This window comes from Psychromonas sp. KJ10-10, from assembly GCF_047323245.1.
Classification (GTDB): Bacteria; Pseudomonadota; Gammaproteobacteria; order Enterobacterales; family Psychromonadaceae; genus Psychromonas.
The window spans coordinates 4,156,392-4,181,258 of sequence record NZ_CP178826.1 but is presented as its reverse complement, the minus strand read 5'-3'; the positions used below and the strand labels follow the sequence as shown (position 1 = coordinate 4,181,258).

Genomic DNA, 24,867 nt, shown 5'->3' with positions numbered 1-24,867 from the left:
CATAGTAAAATATGAGGATCGCAAGCGTCTTGGAAACAACCTACAAACAATAAGTATTTTAAAATTCTTAGAATTTGTATGGTTAAGTGAATAAGCGTGCACGGTGGATGCCTAGGCAATTAGAGGCGATGAAGGACGTGGTAATCTGCGATAAGTCCAGGGGAGTTGATAACAAGCGTTATATCCTGGAATCTCCGAATGGGGCAACCCGGCACTTAGTGTCATCTGTATGTCAATACATAGCATATGGAAGCGAACGAGGGAACTGAAACATCTAAGTACCCTTAGGAAAAGAAATCAACCGAGATCCCGAAAGTAGCGGCGAGCGAAATCGGGCCAGCCCTTAAGCTAGATAAAAGTTAGTGGAATGCTCTGGAAAGTGCAACGGTACAAGGTGATAGTCCTGTACACAAAAACTTCTACTTAGTGAAAACGAGTAGGTCGGGACACGAGAAATCCTGACTGAATATGGGGGGACCATCCTCCAAGGCTAAATACTCCTAATTGACCGATAGTGAACCAGTACCGTGAGGGAAAGGCGAAAAGAACCCCTGTGAGGGGAGTGAAATAGAACCTGAAACCGTGTACGTACAAGCAGTAGGAGCCGACTTAGTTCGGTGACTGCGTACCTTTTGTATAATGGGTCAACGACTTAATTTCAGTAGCAAGGTTAACCATTTAGGGGAGCCGTAGGGAAACCGAGTCTTAACTGGGCGAATAGTTGCTGGGATTAGACCCGAAACTTGGTGATCTAGCCATGAGCAGGTTGAAGGTTGAGTAACATCAACTGGAGGACCGAACCCACTAATGTTGAAAAATTAGGGGATGACTTGTGGCTGGGGGTGAAAGGCCAATCAAACCAAGAGATAGCTGGTTCTCCTCGAAAGCTATTTAGGTAGCGCCTCATGTATCACTGTTGGGGGTAGAGCACTGTTTAGGCTAGGGGGTCATCCCGACTTACCAACCCTATGCAAACTCCGAATACCAACAAGTGCAATCATGGGAGACACACGGCGGGTGCTAACGTCCGTCGTGGAAAGGGAAACAACCCAGACCGCCAGCTAAGGTCCCAAAGTATATGTTAAGTGGGAAACGATGTGGAAAGGCTTAGACAGCTAGGATGTTGGCTTAGAAGCGACCATCATTTAAAGAAAGCGTAATAGCTCACTAGTCGAGTCGGTCTGCGCGGAAGATTTAACGGGGCTAAACATATCACCGAAGTCTGCGGACGCGTATTTATACGCGTGGTAGAGGAGCGTTCTGTAAGCCGTCGAAGGGAAAGGTGTAAACCATCCTGGAGGTATCAGAAGTGCGAATGTTGACATGAGTAACGATAAGGGAGGTGAAAAACCTCCCCGCCGGAAGACCAAGGGTTCCTGTCCAACGTTAATCGGGGCAGGGTGAGTCGACCCCTAAGGCGAGGCCGAAAGGCGTAGTCGATGGGAAACGGGTTAATATTCCCGTACCCTTTATTATTGCGATGGGAGGACGGAGAAGGCTAGGTGGGCCTGGCGATGGTTGTCCAGGTTCAAGTGTGTAGGTAGGTGACTTAGGTAAATCCGGGTGACTATATACTGAGACACGATGTCGAGGCACTAAGGTGCTGAAGTCATCGATGCCATACTTCCAGGAAAAGTCTCTAAGCTTCAGATAATAAAGGATCGTACCCCAAACCGACACAGGTGGTCAGGTAGAGAATACCAAGGCGCTTGAGAGAACTCGGGTAAAGGAACTAGGCAAAATGGTACCGTAACTTCGGGAGAAGGTACGCCTTTGACGGTGATGAGACTTGCTCTTTAAGCTGTTAGAGGCCGAAGATACCAGATGGTCGCAACTGTTTATTAAAAACACAGCACTGTGCTAAATCGCAAGATGACGTATACGGTGTGACGCCTGCCCGGTGCCGGAAGGTTAATTGATGGGGTTAGACTTTTGTCGAAGCTCTTGATCGAAGCCCCGGTAAACGGCGGCCGTAACTATAACGGTCCTAAGGTAGCGAAATTCCTTGTCGGGTAAGTTCCGACCTGCACGAATGGCGTAATGATGGCCATGCTGTCTCTACCCGAGACTCAGTGAAGTTGAAATCGCAGTGAAGATGCTGTGTACCCGCGGCTAGACGGAAAGACCCCGTGAACCTTTACTACAGCTTAGCAGTGAACTTAGAGCCTACATGTGTAGGATAGGTGGGAGGCATTGAAGACAGGTCGCTAGATTTGTTGGAGCCAACCTTGAAATACCACCCTTGTATGTTTTGAGTTCTAACCATGGCCCCTGAATCGGGGTTTGGGACACTGTTTGGTGGGTAGTTTGACTGGGGCGGTCTCCTCCCAAAGCGTAACGGAGGAGTACGAAGGTTGGCTAATCACGGTCGGACATCGTGAGGTTAGTACAATGGTATAAGCCAGCTTAACTGCGAGACAGACACGTCGAGCAGGTACGAAAGTAGGTCATAGTGATCCGGTGGTTCTGAATGGAAGGGCCATCGCTCAACGGATAAAAGGTACTCCGGGGATAACAGGCTGATACCGCCCAAGAGTTCATATCGACGGCGGTGTTTGGCACCTCGATGTCGGCTCATCACATCCTGGGGCTGAAGTCGGTCCCAAGGGTATGGCTGTTCGCCATTTAAAGTGGTACGCGAGCTGGGTTTAGAACGTCGTGAGACAGTTCGGTCCCTATCTGCCGTGGGCGTTTGAGAATTGAGAGGAGCCGCTCCTAGTACGAGAGGACCGGAGTGGACGAACCGCTGGTGTTCGGGTTGTCATGCCAATGGCATTGCCCGGTAGCTACGTTCGGAATCGATAACCGCTGAAAGCATCTAAGCGGGAAGCGAGCCTCAAGATGAGTTCTCACTGGAACTTTAAGTTCCCTAAAGGGCCGTTGGAGACTACAACGTTGATAGGCAAGGTGTGTAAGTGCGGTAACGTATTGAGCTAACTTGTACTAATTACCCGTGAGGCTTAACCATACAAACTCTAAGCATTTTAAGTGTTTGAGATTGTTCCAAGAGATGATGATAGTTCATCAACAAAAATACGTTTGTGATAAACATATTTTACGACATTGCAGATTATAAAAAGAACAAAAAACAGCTTTCTTAATTAAGTTTTTGCTTGGCGACAATAGCACTGTGGTCCCACCTGATCCCATTCCGAACTCAGAAGTGAAACGCAGTCGCGCCGATGGTAGTGTGGGGTTTCCCCATGTGAGAGTAGGTCATCGCCAAGCGCCCAATTAAATAAACCCAGTAGGTCTTTTCTTACTGGGTTTTTTTAATTCTACGATTTAGTGACCTACTCACACATGGGGAAGGTTAAGAGCCTGCCGTAGGCAGAATCAAAACATGTGATAGTAGGGCGAATATCGCGACAGCGATGGTTCATGAGCGGAGGAGCTCTGCGACGACTTTCCATCGCCAAGCTAGCTAATCCTCAAATATCCGAACAATCCCTGTTGACTTTGTCAGCAGGGATTTTTTCGTTTTAGGGCTTGAGGAGCTATGACCTATGCAGTAGCAGGGTACTCTTTTTTGCGTTAAGAAATATATTAGATTTGCATAAGTTTTTGCATCTTTAAGTACTCGCTTTAATGTTATAATACTCGTTTATTTGTTTAATCGGAGTTTTTATGAACCCAAACCACACGATAACGACCATGATTTCAGAGCAGGAAATTCAGACTAGAATTCAAGAAATGGCTAACGAAATTAATGAGCGTTATAAAGATAGCGAATGTGTCGTACTTATTGGCTTATTAAGAGGATCTGCTATTTTTCTAGCTGATTTAGCACGTTTGTTAACTGTTCCTGTTGTATTAGATTTTATGGCAACTTCAAGTTATGGAAGTGGAACGGATAGTTCGGGTGATGTGAAAATATTGAAGGAACTCGATGAGGAAATTCATGGTCGTGATGTGTTAATAGTAGAAGATATTATAGATACGGGTCATACCTTAACTAAAATTAAAAAAATGTTACTCATTCGAGATCCAAAATCCTTTGCAATCTGTACTTTGCTTACTAAACCCTCAAGAAGAGAAGCTGATGTTGAAGTTGATTGGATTGGTTTTTCAATTGAAGACAAATTTGTAGTTGGTTATGGCATTGATTACGCACAGTTCTATCGTAATTTGCCTTATATTGGTTATGTGAGTTTTACTGATTAAGGTTGAAGTTTATGTATGCAATCGATTTAAAAAATATTAAAAAAGTCTATAAAGGCGGTGTTGAAGCGGTAAAAAATATTTCCTTACAAGTTAAAGAAGGGGATTTTTACGCTTTGCTTGGCCCTAATGGAGCAGGAAAATCTACCACTATTGGTATCATCTCATCTCTTGTTAATAAAACATCTGGTAGTGTTTCTGTGTTTGGCTTTGATATTGATAGCCAACTCGAAGAAGCTAAGGCGCAAATAGGTCTTGTACCCCAGGAGTTTAATTTTAATCAGTTTGAACCTCCTTTGCAGATTTTAGTTAATCAAGCAGGTTACTATGGCATCAAACGCAACCAAGCCCTTGAAAGAGCCGAAAAGTATTTAAAAAAATTAGACTTATGGGAAAAAGAAATCAGCCTTCTAGAGAACTTTCTGGCGGCATGAAGCGACGTTTGATGATTGCTCGTGCTTTGATGCATGAGCCTCGTTTACTTATTTTAGATGAGCCAACAGCAGGTGTGGACATTGAAGTTCGTCGCTCGATGTGGGAGTTCTTACAACAGATTAATAAGCAAGGGGTAACTATTATTTTAACTACGCATTATCTGGAAGAAGCGGAAATGTTATGTCGAAATATAGGCATTATTGATAAAGGTAACTTGGTTGAAAATACAACGATGAAGTCTTTATTATCAAGGTTAACAACTGAAACTTTTATTTTAGATGTTGATCCGTCAAATCATTTGCCAAGCAGTGATCTTTTTTCAATTAAACAAATTGATGAAGTTACCTTAGAAATTGAACTTGATAAATCTCAGTCTTTAAACAAGGTGTTTTCTGAACTAACGTCTATGGGAGTTCGCGTGAATAGCATGAGAAACAAATCTAATCGTTTAGAAGAGTTGTTTATCGAGTTAGTTGAAAAAGGGAGAGAAATGCTTAAAGCTCATTATTTAGTTGCACTCAAGAGTATTTGGCGTAAAGAAACGAATCGTTTTTTGCGTATTTGGATACAAACTTTAGTACCTCCTGTTATTACTATGAGTTTGTATTTTGTCATTTTTGGTAATTTAATCGGCTCTCGTATCGGTGAAATGAATGGCTTCGATTATATGTCTTTTATCGTGCCAGGATTAATCATGATGTCTGTGATCACTAATTCCTACTCAAATGTTGCTTCTTCTTTTTTAGTGCGAAGTTCCAACGTAACGTAGAAGAGTTATTAGTCGCACCTGTACCTAACTATATTATTTTATGGGGTTATGTTGGAGGCGGTGTTACGAGAGGCTTAATGGTTGGTTTGATGGTGACTTGTGTTTCCTTGTTGTTTGTTGATTTGCATATATTCAACATATTTATTTTAATATTAAGTGTATTGTGTACATCCATTCTTTTTTCAATTGGTGGATTACTCAATGCTATTTTTGCTAAAACCTTCGATGACATAAGTATTATTCCTACCTTTGTTTTAACACCATTAACTTATTTAGGTGGCGTTTTTTACTCGATCAATTTATTACCAGACTTTTGGCAAGCAGTTTCACATTTTAATCCAGTTTTTTATATGATTAATGCCTTTCGGTATGGTTTCCTAGGTATTGCAGATGTTTCTTTAGTTTGGTCATTTACTGTGATTGGCTTATTCATTATCGCTTTATATTCTTTGGTTGCTATCCTATTAAGTAAAGGAATAGGGATCCGTTCATGATTGAGTCAGGTAATTCACGTATTATCAGTAGTAATCAAGAAGGCTTACATGAGCAATTAGACGAAGTCGTGCTAAAGCATCTTAAACACTCTTTTAAAAAACCTTATCAGCAACATACCTATGAGGCTTTTAAGGAAATTGAAAAGTGGGTTGAGCGAGCAAGGAAAACCTATTATTTTTGATTCCTGTTGCGGAGTGGGAGAGAGTACCTACCATATTGCTAAGGCACACCCTGAGGCAATTGTTTTAGGGATGGATAAATCTGCAGATCGACTTGGAAAACACAGTTTTGAAGCAATTGATAATTACCGTTTATTACAGGTAAATTTGAATGATTTTTGGCGTTTAGCCGTTGAAGCAAATTGGAAGCTCTCACACCATTATTTGTTGTATCCTAACCCTTGGCCAAAATCGAAGCATCTGCAACGCCGATGGCATGGTAGCGCTGTTTTTCCTGCGTTAATTGCATTAGGCGGGAAGTTGGAATTGCGTAGTAATTGGCACCTTTATATTAAAGAATTTGAAAGAGCTTTAACCTTGGCTGAGCAAACTTCTGTTGTGGAAATTTATCAGTCAGAACAAGCGATTACCCCCTTTGAAAGAAAATACTGGGCAAGTGGTCAAAGTTCTCTTCGGTTAACTTCGTTATTAAAATAACAGGCAAATTAATAATTAATTGAAATTTATTTCCCTTTATTCGGTCTACTATTATACAGAATCGAATAAAGGGAGTTTTTATGTTAATTAAAAATACTGCACAATCCGCTATTAAAGAGTCACAACTTACTAGTGAAACTAACTACACTAATCGTCGTACTTTTTTGAAAAAAATTGGGGTAGGCATTGCTTCAATTCCCTTTATACCAAGTGCGCAAGCAGGCTTCTTTGACGGTCTTTCTGGTGGCTCTGATGAACCTGACAATACTAAAGATATGTTTGTTAGAGATGATTTAGTTCATACTAAAAACCCTCTTTATCAGTCTTTAAAACCACTCACACCTGAAAATAAAATATTACAGTATAATAATTTTTACGAATTTGGCACAAGTAAGTCAGACCCTTTCGAACCATGCTCAGCAATTTAAAGTTAACCCTTGGTCATTGACCATTGACGGCTTAGTTGATAATCCTATTACCCTTAATTATGAAGATTTATTAAAACGCTTTGATATCGAAGAAAGATTCTATCGTATGCGCTGTGTTGAAGCATGGTCAATGAATATTCCTTGGTTAGGTTTTACTTTAGCATCATTGCTCAAGTCTGTTTCTCCCAAGTCTGATGCAAAATACGTGCGTTTTGAAACAATACATGATGAAGAGCAAATGCGTGGCCAAGCATCAAGACGCATTGGGGGGCATTGATTATCCTTATGTCGAAGCCTTGCGTATTGATGAAGCTATGAATCCTTTAACATTACTTTCTGTTGGTTTGTACGGTAAAACTTTAGCACCTCAAAATGGTGCTCCTATTCGTTTAGTTGTGCCATGGAAGTATGGATTTAAAAGTATCAAGTCAATTGTACGTATTACCTTAACTGATAAAGAGCCAGTTAATACTTGGAAAAAAATTGCCCATTCTGAATATGGCTTTTATGCCAATGTTAACCCAGAGGTTGATCATCCACGTTGGAGTCAAGCATCAGAGCGCTTTATTGGTGAAGGAAATGTTTTTGCACAGGTACGTAAAGATACCTTGATGTTTAATGGGTATGGTGATGAAGTTGCACATCTGTATAAGAATTTAGATTTAAAAAGAAATTATTAATGAAGATATCAGTCAGAGGCGTTTTTTATTTAAAAGTAGTGATTCATTTGTGTGCATTAGCCACATTAATTTGGCTCGCTTATCTTGTTGATCAAAACCTGTTAGGGGCTGATCCCGTTAAAGAATTGACGCACTTTTTGGGCAAGACATCTTTAAATTTTCTATTATTAACATTATTAGTAACACCCGTTATTAAACAGTTTAAACAACCCTTATTAATAAGAATCAGGCGTTTACTTGGCTTGTATAGCTTTTTTGGGTGTGTTTACATTTATTAGTGTTTATTTGGTTAGATCTACAATGGAAGTTTTTATTATTCTTTGAAGAAGTGGTTAAACGTCCATATTTAAGTTTAGGGGCGATAGCCTGGGTAATATTACTGTTACTTAGCATTACTTCCATTAACTCAATTAGAAAGGCCATGAAAAAAATTGGCTAACCCTGCATCGCTTTGTTTACTGGGCTGTATTATTTTCTACCATTCATTATTACTGGTCAGTTAAATCAGGTTTATTTGAAGCTTCGATTTATTTAGGAATTTGTATTTTGTTATTATTACTCCGTAAGCAATATTTCTTATCATTTTTGAAAAGACGTTAAATTTTTATTTATACCAATGAACTCCATATTTAATCATATATAGCAGGTAACATTTCTCCTGAGCATCTTTTAGTTCTTTTATTATTAGGCTAAATATACTCTTAGCTTTTACACGCCTATTTTATTCTTAATAAAGCCAAGTATATTACTTCAGAAATAAACAATTAATATTTATTCAATCGTAACAATTAGCTATGCCTAATACTAATAAGTATTAGGCATAGCTAATTTATTATTTTCTTATAAAAGAAGCATCTTATTATTATCATAAAAAGGTGTTGTAGATCTGATTTATATAAATTACTAGCACATTATTTTTGTGTCATTTTTTATCTGCGCTATATTTTGTTTTTAACAGTCTTTAACCCTCTTTTAACCCTTATTTTTTTCTAGTTACTGTGTAGTTTTTTAATCATGCTTAAATATAAAGGACTTTATTATGCAAAAAACATTAATTGCGTTAGCTATTATTACTTCATTAGGTGCTCTCAGCGGTTGTGGTTCAAGCGATGATGGCGGTACAACTCCTAGTTCCTACAACCAATAGTGTGACCCTCTCTGGTACGGCTGTAAAAGGTATTATTCAGTCGGGTATCGTGACCGCAACAGAGCTTTCTTCTACAGGTACTTCTCTCGGTATTGTTGGTACCGCATTAACAGACGAAAATGGCCAATATAATCTAGAGCTAACGGATGCATATCAAGGTGGGGTGGTTAAATTAACTATCACTGCTGGCACCAATACAACCATGAAATGTGACGCGACAGACGGATGTGGTACAGGTCAAGCCTTTGGTAGTGATGTTTCTTTGAGTGAAGGTTTTTCGCTTGATGCGATTGTTCAACCAGCAACGGGTGCAGAAGCTGTGAGTGTACAAATTACGCCTTTAACACATATGGCTACTGCTCGTGCATTACAAAATAGTGTGATTGATGCGACTTCTGTTAATAGCGCTATTAACGAGGTTGGGCAGATTGTTGGTGTTGATATTATGGGAAGCCCAATAGTAGATATTACCTCTGCTACCTCTTTAGCAAGTGCTTCTGAAGCATCTAAAAAGCTAGCATTATTTAATGCAGGGCTCGCTGATTTATTAGTAAAAGAATCAGCCACGGGTAATAGCATTCAACAAAATATAAGCGATAACCTTGAAAAATTAGCCTCTTCATTTAGTGATGGACAATTTGATGATACTGATTCAGTAAAAATTACAGATATAACCACCGCTGTTGGAAATGCATTAACCAATGTTGCTAGTAATGAAGCAATTAAAAATGCCCTAAGCGATAGCATTCAAGATGTACAAACTATTGTTTCGGTGGTTGAAGGAGATTTGGTAGATGGTGTCTATAACCCAGAGCCATCTTCAACAGCAGATGCCAGTGACATAGAAAAAGGTAAAGCATTACTAACCAGTGCAAGAACCTTTATTGAAACAATCGCAACAGATTTTGAAGAGCCACTTGATGCTTTGAATATAGATGCTGATGCCGTTGCTACTGTCTTAGACCAAGACACAGCTGTTATGGGAGAGCTACTGGGTGAAGCAATTGATCAAAGTATTACTCATCTTGATGGCTTAGATATCGATATTATTGCCCTATTAGAATCAGATCAACCAACTGCAACCTATAATATTCCAATTATTGATGATGATGAGCAATCAATTGGCAGTATGACTGCTGTATTAAACTCTGATACGACAGGCATTTCTATTACCTTAAATGGATCTTTAACGGGTGAGCAAGATGTTGATATTGATGATTTAAAACTGGCTACTAACTTAACTGAAAGCGATCTTAGTATTACAGATGGTTTATTAAATGCGATCACTAGTAATAGTGTACAAATTAAAGTAACGGGGGATATAGGTAATGATGATACGTCGCTAACGTTAACTGATGTTAGTCTAACACTGACGGCTTCTGAAACAGTGACCTTAGATACATCGGAAGATGGCGATAATGATGGATTAGAAGATAAAGTGAGTAGCGCTAGTTTCGTTGGTGATTTTAGCATTATGTCTCATGGTGCTAGCTTTATGGGGGAAGCAGAAATCTCGTTAATAGCTTTAACGGATTCATCTTCTGCTGATATGCCTCTTAGCTTACAAAAAATAGATGTCAATGGTACCTTTAATAGTGCTACCAAAGGCTCATTTACTGCTGGTGCAATGTTAACTATTGATAATGCAACCTCATTTGATACCTTTGGTTACTTAGATTATGACTCAAGTGCCTATTATAGTTCAGATTATAATAACTATAGTTTAACTAGTTCTGATTTAGCTATCGTAAACACTTACACAAATGTGGCTTTAGATTCCGAGACATATTTTAATATCGACTATAATGATTATGATGATGTTTATACTGTTCATTATAATACTCAAGATCTTGGTTGGATCACAACGGAGATTTCCGAAGATTTACCGGACTTAGGAAGTGCCGCAATGACAGCTTTTGACGATATGAATACGGATAACGCTGAAAGCACAAACCTTGATTGGTTACATTATGAGAATAGTGATGGCTATTTTAACGCAGGTGTTAATGTTCGCTTCTCTGACTTTGAATCTGCCGATAACTTTGTACAAGGCACTCTGACTTTAATGGCTACTGCTGACTTACCTGAACTTGCTGCGTACCAATATCGTAGCAACTATTAGTCGTACAGAGTTAAACGGAGGTGATGCAAGTATTGTGGTGAGCTCAGATGGTCAAAGCTTTACATTAACGCTTGATTCTGAGGATTTTGATGCTGATGAAGTATTAGCAACACTAAGTTTATCAAATGCAGATGGTGTTGAAATGACTGTTAACTTAACTGAAACCACAGGCGAAATTGATGTGCTTTCTGGAGATGTATTTGTTGGTGAAAATCAAATCGCTACTATTTCAGAAACAGATAACGGGCTTATTTTAGTGCGTTATACCGATGGTACCTTTGAGACATTGTTCTAAGATGAAGTTTAATATGACTAATGGGTGGCTATTGCCACTCATTTTTTTAAGGCTTTGTTTTTTGCCACACATAGCTATGCTAATAATGATTCCGAAGAGTTTTCTATTAAGCCCTATTTAATTATTGACTCTTTTTCTTATAGTGAAACTGTGTCAATTAGATCTGCCTTTGATAGTTGGAAGGGAGATAATTTTGAATCGGGAGAACGACAATGGACTGCAAATTGGCTTGAAGCTGGAGTGCAATATCAACATTGGGCAATTGGCTTATTACAACGTTATGATTATAGCTTGAAGTTTGATAAGCAAACTGCTGAGTTTTATTGGTTAGTTGCGAATAAAAAAGATTTACCTGTGGGTAAAGAGTATTTATTAGATTTACAGGCAAATGCCATTCATAGCACGGGGCTACGCATAAGTTTTGCTGATGATTTATCTAACTCCTTTAGTTATCGAGTTGGTTTAAGTTATTTACAAGCTAATTATATGTTAGAAGGGCATCTAAAGGGCGACGCGACTATCGTTGATCAATCGGATTACGATTATAGTGCAACGATTGATTATGCTTATACTGAAGATCATCTTTTTGATCGCCAAGTCAATACACCCAAAGGACATGGTTTTTCCTTGGATTTTATGTTTGATTATCAGTTAACAGCAGATATTAATTGGCAATTACAAGTACGAGATTTATTTGCTAGATTATACTGGAAAAATTCTCCCTATACACAGGGGGCGTCTTCTTCAGATCGAAAGGAATACGATGAAAATGGTTATGTCTCAATTGATCCAATTTTGACTGGTTATGAAGGAACAAGGGGCGTATACGTGCAAAAGTTAGATCCTAGGTGGCACAGTAAAGTTACTTATCAAGTTAATGAGCTATATGACCTACAGGGGCAAATTCGCTATCAATATGAGCATGGCTTATATGCAATTGGAGGCAGTCGTAAATTAACAGAGCAAATGCGTTTAGGTGGCAGTTATTGGCCTATTAATAAGGCATTAGAGCTAAATTTAAATTATCGTCAAATGAAGTTAGCTTTGACCGCAAATGGATTGAGTTCTTCTAACTTGCAAACCTTATGGTTATCATTTAGCTATGGTTTATAGTGTTGTAGCAATTGTAAAAATGCTCTCTTCCTAAAGCTTGATACTTTTTAGGTGATGATAAAGTTAAATCTATTATCACCTTTTTTCTTTCCTTATCATATAAAGGCAGTTTTTGACTGGCAACTCGTCGGGATATTTAGCAAATTTGAATCCTATTTTTTGGTAAGCTTTGATTGCTTGATGATTATCATTCATTACAAATAAAGAGCACTCTTTTACCGTATATTCCGCGAAGCCTAATTCACAAAGTTGATTGATCAAATCTACTACTATGCCTTTTCCACGAAATGACGGATTAACAACTAACCGCCCTACATGACACCTTCCCATTCTTTGGTAATATTGCCCAAAGGCTACGCATTGTGAGTCTGCAGATATCATTGAAAAAGAGTTTATTTCTTTTAAATTTAAATCCTCAGTAAAAGTCGTTAAATCGAAGGGATATCTAAAGCTGGTACCAGACCAATTAAGCAATAATTGTTTGCTAGAAAACCATGTCATTATATCTTCTAAATGCTTATTAGAAGGGGAGGTTAATTTCATTTCTAAATATTCCTATTACTGAACTTGATATGTTATCAACTCTCAATTCTATTACGGCCATTATCTTTTGCTTTATAAAGCATTTTATCAGCTTGATTTATTAACTCGTTTTTGGATGTTTGTGCATTGGGTATCATCTCGGCTAAACCAATACTTGCAGTTAAATAACTTTCAGTAGGAGAGTGCTTATTTGCTATGTTAAGTGCTGTTATTTTATCGAGAAGTTTATTTGATAATTGCTGTGCCTGTTTTAACGCAGTATTTCCAAGCACTAATGCAAATTCCTCCCCGCCATATCGCGCACAAATATCACTAGGGCGGTTAATAAATGCTTTAAGCATTTTACCCATTTTAACTAAACATTCATCGCCAGCTTGGTGCCCATAAGTATCATTTAGAATTTTAAAAAAATCTAAATCTATTATGACAAGGCAAATTGGTTGCTTAAGCCTTAAGCATCTTCGCCACTCCTCTGTAAGAAATTCATCGAAGCTTCGGCGATTAGGGATTTGAGTCAGTCCATCAATATTCGCTCGACTTCTGACATCTTCTTCAGCTATTTTTCTTTCAGTAATATTTTGATGAGAAATAACATAATAGTCTGTACCTGAAACTGAGAAAGGAGTTACACGCATCATAAACCAACGTTGTTGATCGGGACTATGGCAAGGGTATTCAAAATAAAAAGTATCTTTATGTTTGTTTATAACGCTTCTGATGCCGTTTGTCGCTTGTGTTCCGAAATCGTCGCCTATTTGAGATGCTTTGTCACATACTTCTATATAATTTACTCCACTCCAATTATTTCCAATGGAACAGCGATTATTATTGCCAAATAAAGTCCAACTTTTATTAACGAATTGAATTTCCCCTTTTGATCAATCACGACAATATGCTCAGTAATAGAGTCAAGAACAAGACTCAAAAATTCATAGCTATTTTTCATTCTTATTCTCATTGTTAGAAAGTCTTGATTGAACTAGTTAGATTTTCAATCTTATGCCTAGAAACTGCTTACCTCACAATTTGCAGAACTTTGTATTTTTGAATGGTAACGGGTTATAGATCGCGATGCATAATTACCATCAAGTTATTAATATGTTGCTCAGCCATATCCTATGAATTATGCGTAGTAATTGAGTTAATACATAGTAGCTAGAAAAATAGTTTTTTTTAAGTAAAAACTGTTTTAAGAGGTGTATCTTTACAACTCTTACAGCCAAAATAAGTAATTTTCACAAGTAAGATTTAATACAAATACTATTATAGGATGAATTGCTATTTTGGGTAATATAGAAGCGTTTTAATTAGTTAGCTATTAAGTAGATAAATTAGGGGAAATGAGGTGGTAAAAGGGTTAAAAATAAAAAATCTGATGCGACAAAGCCGCTATCAGATTTTTTATATTTTAAGGTGATTCATTCATTCGTTCAGTGAAAAAATGTTGATAATGACCTTAAGCAACCTGAATTGGTACATCTTTACTAGTGCGCACAATGTTATTGTCTGCATCTAAATAAACCAAATTAGGTTTATGTGTTGCGATTTCAGCTTCACTCATGCTTGCATAAGCACAAATAATCACGCGATCTCCAACTGCGACCATACGTGCAGCGACACCGTTAACTGAGATGACTTTTGAGCCACGCTCACCACAGATAGCATAAGTCGAGAAGCGACCACCTGTTTCGATATTGTAGATTTCAATTTTTTCGTATTCTAAAATACCAGATTGATCAAGAAAGTCTTGGTCAATCGCACACGAACCTTCGTAATTTAATTCAGCATGTGTCACGCGAGCTTGGTGAAGTTTGCCAGTCAATAGTGTCTTTTGCATACAAAACCTTTCTTTTCATTTTTAAAATTTGCTGAATTTTTCAGCAAGATGGCGACTATAAAGTAAAATCTTAATCGGTGCAAATGCTCACGACTTTATTGTCGATTAAGCGAGTTGAGCCGAGGAAGGTCGCCATTAATATCACCACATCTTTTGACTCAAGCGTTACTGCCTGTAATGTTACTGCGTCAACAATATGGATCGCGTCCATTTTAAACCCACCAGATTCTAATGCAAGGCATGCATCATCGATAAGTTGTTTATGCTTGCGCTGTTTTTTTCTGTAAATCGATGCCTAGTTGATTCATAACCTTAGCTAATAAGGGCGCTTTTAGTTTTTCTGACTCACTGAGTTTATTATTACGAGAACTCATTGCTAGTCCTGTCTGCTCACGTACAGTTTCTACTGCGATGATTTCAATAGGCATCGCCATATCGGTAACCATTTGTTTAACAATAGCGAGTTGCTGAAAATCTTTTTTACCAAAGCAAGCATAATCAGGTCGCACTAAGTTAAATAATTTATTTACTATGGTGCTCATTCCTCGAAAATGCCCAGGGCGAAGCTCTCCCTCTAAACAATCAGATAAGCCTGGCACTTCAACGTATGTTTGTGTCGCTAAACCATGTGGGTAAATAACCTCACTTGATGGTGTAAAAACAATATCAACACCTTGTTTTTCGAGTGCAAGACAATCCTCTTTAAGTGTTTTAGGATAATTTTTTAAATCATCTGCATTGTTAAATTGCATTGGATTTACAAAAATACTGACCACTGAGACGGGGGCTATTTTTTGTCCTTGTTTAACTAAATCAATGTGCCCTTGATGTAAATTGCCCATTGTTGGTGTAAAACAGATAGCTTTTCCTGTTTTTTAAACTCTTTAACTGCGTCACGTAGTGCCTGTGGAGATTCAATAACTAACATTTTTTGTATTGCCTGGTTTTCGTTGTAATTGTTTTGTGACTAATAAAAACAGTGTTCAGTGGCAGGAAATTCTCCCGCTTCTACTTGTTCTTTATAAAGCGCCACCGCTCGTCTGATATCGCCTGTTTCAACTAAAAAGTTTTTAGAAAATTTAGGGCAGAAACCTGCTGAAATACCAAAGGCATCGTGCATCACTAATATTTGTCCATCTGTATCAGCGCCAGCGCCAATACCAATTACTGGAATTTGTAATGCTTTACTAACACGTTCAGCAAGCGTCACAGGTACACACTCTAACACTAATAATTGTATGCCTGCTTTTTCTAACAATAGAGCATCATTAAGTAATTTATCTGCTTGTTCGCTTTCTCGGCCCTGTACTTTATAACCACCAAATACATTAACTGACTGTGGTGTTAAACCTAAGTGTCCACATACAGGAATACCACGTTCAACAAGGCCCTTAACGGTTTCAATTAACCATTCTCCACCTTCTAGCTTGACCATGTTTGCACCTGAGCGCATTAACGCGTACCGCATTTTCAAAGGCACTGTCTTTAGTTGAATAGCTCATAAAAGGCAGGTCAGAAATAATGAGGGAGTTTTTAGCGGTGCTAGCAACGGAAGCTGTATGATACTTAATATCTTCAACGGTAACGGGAAGAGTTGACTCATGCCCCTGAAGTACCATACCTAACGAGTCTCCAACTAATAAAACTTCAATACCTGCTTGATCAAAAATAGTCGCAAAACTGGCATCATAAGCCGTTATACAGGTAATTTTTTTATGTTCAGTTTTCATTTTAGCTAAACGAGAAACGCTAATTCGAGCCATGTTAACTCCGTTATTATAAGGGGTGAATAAATGTTATGAGCAGTGATTTACTTCACTGACAATGGTCAGACCATTTTTATCACATAATGTTATTAAATGCGATAAATGTGTACCATTGGGTAATATTAAATTAGGTGATATTTCGAATAAAGGATAGAGCACAAACTCTCGCTCATGCATTCCATAGTGAGGAATAACCAGTCGTTCATTATTGATTTCTTGATTATCGAATAAAATAATATCTAAATCTAAGGTGCGCGGGCCCCAGCGATTATCTTTACGTACACGGCCCTGATTAAGTTCTATTGCTTGTAAAGCATCAAGTAAGGCTTCAGCACTAAGTTGTGTTTCAATTGCAACTACGGCATTGATATAGTCGGGTTGATCCTGAGGGCCCATTGGCGCACTGCAATATAAAGCGCTTTGTTTAATAAGTTCAACACCTGTGAGCGCGCTAATGGCTTCAATCGCCTGTTGAGCTTGCTTGGTAGGATCCTGTTGATTACTGCCGACACCAATATAACTAATCATTTTTCTGTACTCATGTCACTGACATATAAGCAAATTTCTCGCTGAAAGATGCTTATTTAAAGGTTTTAAATTATTTTTAGTCATCGCTTAAATTATGCTTGGCTATCCTGTTGCGGTGCCACTTTTTTAGGGCGACGCTTTTTATAAGGTTTTTTACTTGGAGCACTTTTTGAGCCTGGCTTATTTTCTGACGAACGGTTATTTCGCTTACGGCTATGGTCGTGCTTTGGTAACTCGTTATTAAGTTGATATTCTTGCCACCAAGCTGTTAGTTCTGCTAATTCTTGGCTTTGTTCTACTCGAGCGCGAAGTTCTAAGAAATCAAAGGTCGCACGGAACTTGATATGATGGTAAGTACGTTGTGCTCTTTTTCCACCGTTGCGTGGTAAACGAAGTTGTAAATTCCAAATATCACGAATGGTTGCGGTAAAGCGTTTGGGAATTGCAATGGTTTTAACTTGAATAGACAATACTTCATTCATTGCTAACATAAAGGCGTCGTAATATTCCATACCACTTTCAAAGCTAATGGCATGAGCACGTTGCTCCAAGGGATACCAAAGCATAATGGCATAGATGTAGGCAGGCGTAACGCGCTTTCCTTGTTTAATGCGATTGTCGCTATCTTTTAAAGCTTGCTCAATCATACTATTCGCTTTGTCATCTTCACCTTCTTTAAATAACACAGGGAAAAGCATCTGAATAAGTTTGTATTCTTTTAATAAGCGGTAAGTCTGTAATCCTTGCCCAGAAAGTAATAGTTTAATTACTTCATCAAAATGACGAGCGGCTGGAATATCCTGTAACAGAGGAGCCAAACGGCGAATAGGCTCAGCACATTCTGGGCTAATTTCCAGATCCAGTTTAGCGACAAAGCGAATAGCACGTAACATACGTACAGGATCTTCTCGGTAGCGAACCTCTGGATCACCGATTAGTGTTAACTTACGCTCAGCAAGATCTTGCATACCACCACAAAAATCATAAATTGAGTAGTCGGCAATGTCGTAATAAAGAGCATTGACGGTGAAATCTCTGCGTTCTGCATCTTCTTCTAGAGAACCATAAACATTATCACGTAACAGCATGCCTGCCTGTGATTGTTTTACCTTCTGTTTATCTTCACGGTTCTCATCATCATGATGACCTCGGAAGGTGGCAACCTCAATGATTTCACGGCCAAATAAAATATGTGCGAGTCGAAAACGACGACCGATTAAACGGCAATTGCGGAATAAGGCTTTTACTTCTTCAGGCGTTGCATTGGTGGTGATATCAAAATCTTTTGGTTTTAAGCCTAATAATAAATCACGAACACCACCACCTACTAATAAGGCGCGAAAGCCTGCATTGTGTAAGCGGTAAAGGACTTTTAAAGCGTTATCATCAATATCGTTGCGCGAAATAGGATGTTGGCTTCGCGGTATTCTGTAAGCATCATAGTTTGGTGCTGAAACTGGTGTTGCTTGTTGTTTGTCACCTTTTTTGAAAACTTTTTTAACGAATTTTTTAAATCGGTTGATGATCTTATCCTCAAATATAATGAATGCCGTGCGATAAAAATGCGACTGCCCATTTTATGTGCACGCACTGCTAAACACAAATTAATTTTATTCTATAGCTACTAGAATCTCAGTTTCTTTAGGAACGTTTTTTAACTGCCAATGCTGAATTGCCCAACTCAAAATTGTATTGCAGTCTTTTTTATTCACACTATCGGGCACTTGGTGGCCTAAAAAGTCGAGTGCTTTTAGAAGTGTCGGTACAGGATTCTTTTTATCGATGGCTAAGGCATGATTCTGCTTTGATAACTTCACTCCTGGCTTTGTGATTGCCAGTGGAAGGTGAACATAAGTCGGTGGTTTTTGCTCTAATAATTGATAAATACTCAACTGTTTGCCTGTTGTTAAAAGCAAGTCTGCGCCACGGACAATTTCGCTAATGCCTTGATTGATATCATCGATTGTGACAGCCAGGTTGTAGGCATATAAACCATCTTTACGTTTAATAATAAAGTCTTCATTTGCCTGCTGTTTATCGAGCTTTATTTGACCCTGTAATTGATCAAAAAAATGGGTTATCGGTTGGCTGAGTTTAGACACATTAATGCGCAATGCATTACCTTGATGTGATTGTGCTTTATGACGACAAGCACCTAAGTACAGTCCACCCTGTTGCTTGATGATTTTGCGTGTACAAGAGCAGGCATAACTTAATTGTTGTCGCTTTAAGGTTTGCAATACTTGTTCGTAATGTTCACTTTGTTGGCTTTGATAGATAACCTCATCATCCCATATTAAGCCATAGGCTTGTAATGTCTGCAGAATATCTTCAGCGACGCCAGCGACTTCTCTAGGAGGATCAATATCTTCAATCCGTACAAGCCATTTACCCTGCTGTGATCTCGCTTGTAAGTAACTTCCTAGCGCCGCCACCAGAGAGCCAAAGTGCAAGGGCCCAGAAGGTGAAGGAGCAAAGCGACCAACATAATTGGAAAATGCCTGGGACAAAAATAAACCTCGTTTAAACAAAAACGGTTAGCACTTGGCTAACCGTTGATAACAAATAATAGGTTAGTTTTAACCGATTGTTTGTTTTTCTTTAATTTCTGCAAGTGTTTTACAGTCGATACAAAGATCTGCCGTTGGGCGAGCTTCTAGACGACGAACACCAATTTCAATGCCACAAGAGTCACAGTAACCAAAATCACCTTCTTCAATTTTCTTAAGTGTTTTGCTGATTTTTTTGATTAAACGACGTTCACGATCACGTGCGCGTAGTTCTAAACTGAATTCTTCTTCCTGAGTTGCGCGGTCTACTGGATCAGGAAAGTTAGATGCTTCATCTTTCATGTGTCCAACAGTACGGTCAACTTCTTCACGAAGTTGATTGCGCCATGCATTAAGAATCGTAGTGAAATGGGCTAATTGCTCATCACTCATGTACTCTTCGCTTTTCTCTTCTTGATACGGCTCAACACCAGCAATGGCTAGAATGCCTAATGTTTTTTTATTTGTCGTTGCGGGCATAATATTTTCCTTTAATTAAAGCGGGCGACTAAGAGCCTTAATTCAGTTATTAATTAACAGAGAAGCGACCTTTATTTGATGCTAAAATTGCCTCTGCTTATTTTCGGCGGCTATCTATAGCAAGGATAAAGGCTTTAGTCAATCAGGTTTGCTTGATTTGCCGTGATAAATCTTGATTTTTTTGTTTAAATGGCGAGCATTTAACCATTTTGTTTTTATATAAGAGTTTGAGCCTATTTTGTCTTCTTTACCGATCGAGTTAGTTTTAAGTGATATTAAAAGCGCTTTATCGAGCGCTCCTCAAGTGATTTTACAGGCGCCTCCAGGTGCAGGGAAATCTACTTTTTTACCCTTTATTATGGTAAGGGATAAATGGTTTGATGGGAAAATAATCATGCTCGAGCCTCGACGCTTAGCCGCCAAAAATATTGCTTATTATTTGGCGTCACTACTTAATGAGAAAGTTGGCGAGTCAGTAGGTTACCGTATGCGAGGGGAAACCTGTGTTGGTAAACAAAGCAAACTAGAAATTGTCACTGAGGGAGTATTAACACGACTATTGCAAAATGACCCTGAATTAACCGGTATTGATTTGCTTATCTTTGATGAGTTTCACGAACGGAATTTGCAGGGGGATTTAGGACTTGCACTGGCACTCGATGTGCAACAAAGTCTTTGTGAATCTCTTAAAATTTTAATCATGTCGGCAACACTCGATAATAGCCAGTTACAAACACAACTACCCGAAGCTGTTATGGTTAGCTCGCAGGGTAGAAGTTTTCCTATCGATTTTATTTATCAAAGTGAATCTAATAACAAACGTAATGTGATTTCCGACTTAGTTAAGTTAACCAGCCGTGCCTATACAGAACAAAAGGGTAATATTTTATTATTTGTGGCTGGAATACAAGAAATCAAAAAGTGCCAAACGCAATTGGCAAACTGCCTTCCTGAAGATGCTGTTATTGCGCCTTTGTATGGCGCATTGAGTTTATCCGAGCAACAAATTGCGATTAATAGTTGTCCGCAGGGAAAACGTAAGGTTGTTATTGCAACGAATATTGCAGAAACCAGTTTAACTATCGAAGGTATTACCGTTGTTGTTGATTCGGGCTTTGAACGTGCGATGAGCTATCAAGCTCAATCTGGTATTGGTAAATTACAAACACAGCGCATCAGTGAAGCAAGTGCAACACAGAGAGCGGGGCGTGCTGGTCGATTGAGTGCGGGTGTTTGTTATCGTTTATGGTCACAGGAAAGCCGTCTTGTCGCACAAAGTGAACCAGAAATTAAACGCGCCGAATTAACTGCATTAATGTTGGAGTTATTAAATTGGGGCGTTGACTGTCCATCGGCAATGCAATTTATTACTCAGCCACCTCAAGCGCATATTGATAGTGCAAAAGCGTTGTTAACAACCTTCGGTGCAATAGATGCAAAAGGGCGTATTACAAAACATGGTCAAGCCATGAGTACATTTGGTGTTAACCCTAGATTAGCGCATCTTTTAATTTTGGCGACTAGATTAGAAATAGAGGGAATTTGTGAGCTTTCTTGTTTATTAGTTGCGTTACTTGAAAGCAACGAAAAGTCAGGTGATGATATTGATACTTTATTATTAAACCCCAGTTATCCCGTTAAACAGCAACAGTCTTTATTATTGAAAAAATTAAATATTAAAACTAACAAGTCACCTTTAGCATTAGAATATTGTGGTTTATTGCTAGCGATTGCCTTTCCGGACCGTATTGCTTTGGCGAGAGGTGAAGGAGAAAGTTATCAGCTTAGCAGTGGTATTGGTGCAAACCTCCGTTATGACTCATCATTATTAGGCCAAAAAATGCTGGTGGTTGCGGATCTTAGTTTTTCAGAGCGAAGCGTTAATAGTGTTATTTATAAGGCATCAGCTATTTCTTTGAATATACTACAGCAACACCTTACGCATTATTTTCAGGAAGAAAAATATTATATTGGTCCTTTTCGGGCAAGCAAACACGTTTGATAGCAGAAAAGCGTTTAATGTTAGGTAAGTTAGTCATCAATAAACAGCCAATCGCCGAGGTCTCTGCACAACAAAAGACTGAAGCACTAATCTCGGGTATTAAAAACACTGGTTTGTCTGTATTAACTTGGTCAGAGGAAAATCAACAACTGCTTATCCGTCTTCAATATGCTTACTCAAATTATCAAAGCAATCAATATGCTAGTGACTTTCCGTGTTTTTCCTCGCAAAGTTTATTATCGACCTTAGATGATTGGTTGGCACCTTATCTTGTTGGTATTAGCAAACCAGAGCAATTAAAAAAACTTGATCTTAAAGGTGCCTTATTAGCGCGTCTAACTTGGTCTATGCAAGAGACGTTCGAAAAGCATTTTCCGACTCATGCGATTGTGCCCACGGGATCAAAAATCAAAATTAGCTATCGAGAGGATGAAAGTCCAGTATTGTCCGTCCGTTTACAAGAATTATTTGGACAACAGGAAACGCCACGTATTTTTGAGGGGCGCATTAAATTACAATTAGCGTTATTATCTCCTGCAAGAAAACTATTGCAATTAACTCAAGATTTAAGCACTTTTTGGCTTGGCGCCTATACAGAGGTTAAAAAAGAAATGAGAGGGCGATATCCTAAGCATTATTGGCCTGATGATCCTTTACAAGCACAAGCAACAAAACGTGTTAAAAAATATATGTAATTAAGCGTAAGTAGATAAAAAATGGCAGAAACTAAAAAAACAGTTAAAAAGAAGAAAGCGACCAAAAAAGCGAAAACAAAAACCTTTAAGCAAAGGTTTTTCGCTTTTCTATGGTCATTTTTCTGGAAAAGTTCGCTCACCTTTATTGCATTAATGGTTATTGCAGGTATTTATTTTGATAAAAAGATTGAACGAAGATTAGATGGAAGTGCATGGACGTTGCCCGCTCAGGTATTTGCTCGACCGTTAATCATTGACCATTCCCAGTTAATTACGCAAGCAAACCTTGATAAGCGAATTAAAATTACTTAATTATCGGCCCGTGACAAAGGTTAATAGTGCAGGACAGTTCTCAGTAAAAGGCAATAAGGTTGAAGTGTATCGACGTAGTTTTGATTTCCCCGAAGGATTTCAATCAAAACAAAAAGTAAGCATTCATTTTGTTGATAATTTAGCGGCTACAATTAAGGATAATAAAGGTAAAAATTTATTAACTTTTAAACTAGACCCGCTATTACTTTCTCGTTTACATTCAGATCAAATTGAAGACCGTGTTTTTGTGCCCTTTGAAAAAATACCGGATCTTTTTATTAATACTTTATTGTTGATGGAAGATAGAAATTATTACCACCATCAAGGTATCTCTCCCTTTGCCATAATACGTGCTTTTATTGTTAATTTTAAAGCAGGTTATACAGTGCAGGGAGGCAGTACATTAACTCAGCAACTGGCAAAAAATTTATTTTTATCACAGGAAAGAAGCTTATGGCGTAAGTTCCAAGAAGCTTATATAGCTGTGTTGATGGATTATAAATACAGCAAAGATAAATTACTCGAAGCCTACCTGAATGAGGTTTATCTCGCTCAAAATGGTAAAACAGGCGTATATGGTATTGGTTTGGCTAGTGACTATTATTTTGCAAGACCTGTTAATGAACTTCGTATTGAACAAATTGCATTGCTGGTGGCGATCATTAAAGGACCTTCTTATTATAACCCGAGACGCAACCCGGCGCGTGCTATAAAACGACGCGATTTGGTATTACGTATGATGGTTGAAAGTGGATTAATAAATAGCAACGACTATCGATATGCAGTATCTGATCCATTAAGTTTAAGTGATAAATCTGCGCTTAATGAACGTGAAAATCCTGCTTTCATTAGTTTTTTACATCGTGAAATGCAACAGCAAGTACCGGCTTCAATTCGTAAAATAAGTGGCTTACATATTTTTACATCGATTGATCCTATTGCTCAAACTAGTGCTGAGTTTGCCGTTGCTCATGGCTTAGATAAGGTTGATAAAAATAACCAAAAGGGCCTACAGGGGGCAATGGTTATTAGTGATCGAAAGTATGCAGAACTAAAGGCGATTGTTTCGGGACGAGATGTTAAATATAGTGGTTTTAACCGTGCTTTAGATGCAGATAGATCCATTGGATCTTTGGTGAAACCAGCTGTTTATTTGACCGCACTAGAGGCAGGATATGCATTAGATACAAAATTGAATGATAAGGAAATCCTGTTAAAAAATGGGACTGGTCAGCGTTGGAAGCCTAATAACTACGATCGCAAGTTTAGGGGGCAAGTGAGCCTAGAAGAAGCGCTTTATAAATCATTAAATGTACCCACTGTTAATCTTGGTATGCAGGTTGGTTTAAGCAATGTGATTAATAGTTTGTATAAATTAGGTGTGAAAGAGGACATTAAAGCCTACCCCTCTTTAGTTTTAGGCAGTGTATCATTATCACCCTTTGAAGTGGCGCAAATGTATCAACCGATCACCATGCAGGGTAAGTTTAAATCACTACAGATGATACGGAGCATTAGCTCAAGGCAAAGTGAATTATTATATCAACGTAGCAATAATACGCAGTTACGTTTTTCGCCTGAAGCGGTTGAAAAATTAACTGATACTCTACATAAAGTGACTACACATGGTACGGCCCGCAGTTTAACTTGGCGTAACCCAGGGCATTATTTCTCAGGAAAAACAGGCACCACCAATAACTTAAAAGATAGCTGGTTTGTTGGTTTTGACGATCGTGAAGTTGTCACCACTTGGGTTGGGCGAGATGATAATCAAAGTGCCAAGTTAACTGGTAGTAGTGGAGCGTTAATTTTATTCTCCCAATATATGACACAAAGAAACAAATAAAAGGAAAG

18 protein-coding genes, 2 rRNA genes and 5 pseudogenes are annotated in these 24,867 nt (G+C 38.5%); 15 read left to right on the top strand and 10 right to left on the bottom strand.

The genetic code is table 11. The features are described from left to right. The first annotated feature begins 80 nt into the window (after positions 1-80). From ACLKMH_RS23910 to ACLKMH_RS23860, 11 genes and pseudogenes are all read left to right on the top strand, one after another. Positions 81-2,968 (top strand): 23S ribosomal RNA (locus ACLKMH_RS23910). A 144-nt stretch (positions 2,969-3,112) separates the two neighbouring features. Then, a 5S ribosomal RNA gene (gene rrf, locus ACLKMH_RS23905) occupies positions 3,113-3,228 on the top strand. 399 nt (positions 3,229-3,627) lie between these two features. After that, positions 3,628-4,164, top strand: coding sequence for a hypoxanthine phosphoribosyltransferase (gene hpt / locus ACLKMH_RS23900; protein WP_413700239.1), 537 nt, complete (start codon positions 3,628-3,630; stop codon positions 4,162-4,164). An 11-nt stretch (positions 4,165-4,175) separates the two neighbouring features. Beyond that, positions 4,176-5,077, top strand: a pseudogene (locus ACLKMH_RS23895) (ABC transporter ATP-binding protein); the annotation flags it as partial. A 9-nt stretch (positions 5,078-5,086) separates the two neighbouring features. Further along, positions 5,087-5,859, top strand: a pseudogene (locus tag ACLKMH_RS23890) (ABC transporter permease). Continuing rightward, positions 5,856-6,516 (top strand): annotated as a pseudogene (gene trmB, locus ACLKMH_RS23885) (tRNA (guanine(46)-N(7))-methyltransferase TrmB). The pseudogenes ACLKMH_RS23890 and trmB overlap by 4 nt, the downstream one beginning before the upstream one ends. A gap of 80 nt (positions 6,517-6,596) precedes the next feature. Next, a pseudogene (gene msrP, locus ACLKMH_RS23880) lies at positions 6,597-7,624 on the top strand (protein-methionine-sulfoxide reductase catalytic subunit MsrP). Between the two features lie 259 nt (positions 7,625-7,883). Next, positions 7,884-8,063 carry a ferric reductase-like transmembrane domain-containing protein gene (locus ACLKMH_RS23875; protein ID WP_413700238.1) on the top strand — a complete coding sequence of 60 codons (180 nt, stop codon included), beginning with the start codon at positions 7,884-7,886 and terminating at the stop codon, positions 8,061-8,063. A gap of 670 nt (positions 8,064-8,733) precedes the next feature. Then, the gene (locus tag ACLKMH_RS23870) at positions 8,734-10,893 is read left to right on the top strand and encodes a hypothetical protein (RefSeq protein ID WP_413700237.1); all 2,160 of its coding nucleotides are present in this window, start codon (positions 8,734-8,736) and stop codon (positions 10,891-10,893) included. After that, complete coding sequence (locus ACLKMH_RS23865) at positions 10,862-11,188, top strand: hypothetical protein (protein WP_413700236.1); 327 nt, start codon at positions 10,862-10,864, stop codon at positions 11,186-11,188. The genes ACLKMH_RS23870 and ACLKMH_RS23865 overlap by 32 nt, the downstream gene beginning before the upstream one ends. A 150-nt stretch (positions 11,189-11,338) precedes the next feature. Next, the gene (locus tag ACLKMH_RS23860; protein WP_413700235.1) at positions 11,339-12,301 is read left to right on the top strand and encodes a hypothetical protein; all 963 of its coding nucleotides are present in this window, start codon (positions 11,339-11,341) and stop codon (positions 12,299-12,301) included. 75 nt (positions 12,302-12,376) lie between these two features. On the opposite strand, the gene ACLKMH_RS23855 is transcribed toward ACLKMH_RS23860, so the two are convergent. From ACLKMH_RS23855 to dksA, 10 genes and pseudogenes are all read right to left on the bottom strand, one after another. Further along, positions 12,377-12,844, bottom strand: a complete 468-nt coding sequence (locus ACLKMH_RS23855) for a GNAT family N-acetyltransferase (RefSeq protein ID WP_413700234.1) — start codon at positions 12,842-12,844, stop codon at positions 12,377-12,379. A gap of 35 nt (positions 12,845-12,879) precedes the next feature. Continuing rightward, positions 12,880-13,482, bottom strand: a complete 603-nt coding sequence (locus tag ACLKMH_RS23850; protein WP_413700233.1) for a GGDEF domain-containing protein — start codon at positions 13,480-13,482, stop codon at positions 12,880-12,882. A gap of 818 nt (positions 13,483-14,300) precedes the next feature. Then, positions 14,301-14,681, bottom strand: coding sequence for an aspartate 1-decarboxylase (gene panD, locus ACLKMH_RS23845; protein WP_413700232.1), 381 nt, complete (start codon positions 14,679-14,681; stop codon positions 14,301-14,303). Positions 14,682-14,751: 70 nt separating this feature from the next. Then, positions 14,752-14,892, bottom strand: coding sequence for a pantoate--beta-alanine ligase (locus ACLKMH_RS23840; RefSeq protein WP_413700231.1), 141 nt, complete (start codon positions 14,890-14,892; stop codon positions 14,752-14,754). Between the two features lie 49 nt (positions 14,893-14,941). Then, entirely contained in the window at positions 14,942-15,523 is a 582-nt protein-coding gene (gene panC / locus ACLKMH_RS23835; protein WP_413700230.1) for a pantoate--beta-alanine ligase, read from the bottom strand. Positions 15,524-15,648: 125 nt separating this feature from the next. Beyond that, positions 15,649-16,444 (bottom strand): annotated as a pseudogene (gene panB, locus ACLKMH_RS23830) (3-methyl-2-oxobutanoate hydroxymethyltransferase). A 33-nt stretch (positions 16,445-16,477) separates the two neighbouring features. Then, positions 16,478-16,975, bottom strand: a complete 498-nt coding sequence (gene folK / locus ACLKMH_RS23825; protein ID WP_413700229.1) for a 2-amino-4-hydroxy-6-hydroxymethyldihydropteridine diphosphokinase — start codon at positions 16,973-16,975, stop codon at positions 16,478-16,480. 92 nt (positions 16,976-17,067) lie between these two features. Next, entirely contained in the window at positions 17,068-18,501 is a 1,434-nt protein-coding gene (pcnB, locus tag ACLKMH_RS23820) for a polynucleotide adenylyltransferase PcnB (RefSeq protein ID WP_413702460.1), read from the bottom strand. Between the two features lie 84 nt (positions 18,502-18,585). Next, complete coding sequence (gluQRS, locus tag ACLKMH_RS23815; RefSeq protein WP_413700228.1) at positions 18,586-19,485, bottom strand: tRNA glutamyl-Q(34) synthetase GluQRS; 900 nt, start codon at positions 19,483-19,485, stop codon at positions 18,586-18,588. 69 nt (positions 19,486-19,554) lie between these two features. After that, on the bottom strand, positions 19,555-20,004 hold the full coding sequence (dksA, locus tag ACLKMH_RS23810) for an RNA polymerase-binding protein DksA (RefSeq protein ID WP_413700227.1): 450 nt from the start codon (positions 20,002-20,004) through the stop codon (positions 19,555-19,557). 238 nt (positions 20,005-20,242) lie between these two features. Between dksA and hrpB the strand changes: the two genes are divergently transcribed. From hrpB to mrcB, 4 genes are read left to right on the top strand one after another with little or no spacing between them, the layout of a single operon-like run. Next, on the top strand, positions 20,243-22,006 hold the full coding sequence (hrpB, locus tag ACLKMH_RS23805; RefSeq protein WP_413700226.1) for an ATP-dependent helicase HrpB: 1,764 nt from the start codon (positions 20,243-20,245) through the stop codon (positions 22,004-22,006). Continuing rightward, positions 22,003-22,701: an ATP-dependent helicase C-terminal domain-containing protein gene (locus ACLKMH_RS23800; RefSeq protein ID WP_413700225.1), complete on the top strand. Its 699-nt coding sequence runs from the start codon at positions 22,003-22,005 to the stop codon at positions 22,699-22,701. The genes hrpB and ACLKMH_RS23800 overlap by 4 nt, the downstream gene beginning before the upstream one ends. A gap of 21 nt (positions 22,702-22,722) precedes the next feature. After that, the gene (locus ACLKMH_RS23795) at positions 22,723-23,013 is read left to right on the top strand and encodes a hypothetical protein (RefSeq protein WP_413700224.1); all 291 of its coding nucleotides are present in this window, start codon (positions 22,723-22,725) and stop codon (positions 23,011-23,013) included. Then, entirely contained in the window at positions 22,988-24,859 is a 1,872-nt protein-coding gene (gene mrcB, locus ACLKMH_RS23790) for a penicillin-binding protein 1B (RefSeq protein WP_413700223.1), read from the top strand. The genes ACLKMH_RS23795 and mrcB overlap by 26 nt, the downstream gene beginning before the upstream one ends. Positions 24,860-24,867 lie beyond the last annotated feature (8 nt).

Excerpts from the sequence above, each read along its gene's own strand:
- hpt (WP_413700239.1), top strand. The coding sequence starts at position 3,628 with ATGAACCCAAACCACACGATAACGACCATGATTTCAGAGCAGGAAATT.
- ACLKMH_RS23870 (WP_413700237.1), top strand. The coding sequence starts at position 8,734 with ATGATGGCGGTACAACTCCTAGTTCCTACAACCAATAGTGTGACCCTC.
- ACLKMH_RS23855 (WP_413700234.1), bottom strand. The coding sequence starts at position 12,844 with ATGAAATTAACCTCCCCTTCTAATAAGCATTTAGAAGATATAATGACA.
- ACLKMH_RS23850 (WP_413700233.1), bottom strand. The coding sequence starts at position 13,482 with ATGATGCGTGTAACTCCTTTCTCAGTTTCAGGTACAGACTATTATGTT.
- panD (WP_413700232.1), bottom strand. The coding sequence starts at position 14,681 with ATGCAAAAGACACTATTGACTGGCAAACTTCACCAAGCTCGCGTGACA.
- ACLKMH_RS23840 (WP_413700231.1), bottom strand. The coding sequence starts at position 14,892 with ATGGACGCGATCCATATTGTTGACGCAGTAACATTACAGGCAGTAACG.
- panC (WP_413700230.1), bottom strand. The coding sequence starts at position 15,523 with ATGGGCAATTTACATCAAGGGCACATTGATTTAGTTAAACAAGGACAA.
- folK (WP_413700229.1), bottom strand. The coding sequence starts at position 16,975 with ATGATTAGTTATATTGGTGTCGGCAGTAATCAACAGGATCCTACCAAG.
- dksA (WP_413700227.1), bottom strand. The coding sequence starts at position 20,004 with ATGCCCGCAACGACAAATAAAAAAACATTAGGCATTCTAGCCATTGCT.
- ACLKMH_RS23795 (WP_413700224.1), top strand. The coding sequence starts at position 22,723 with ATGGCAGAAACTAAAAAAACAGTTAAAAAGAAGAAAGCGACCAAAAAA.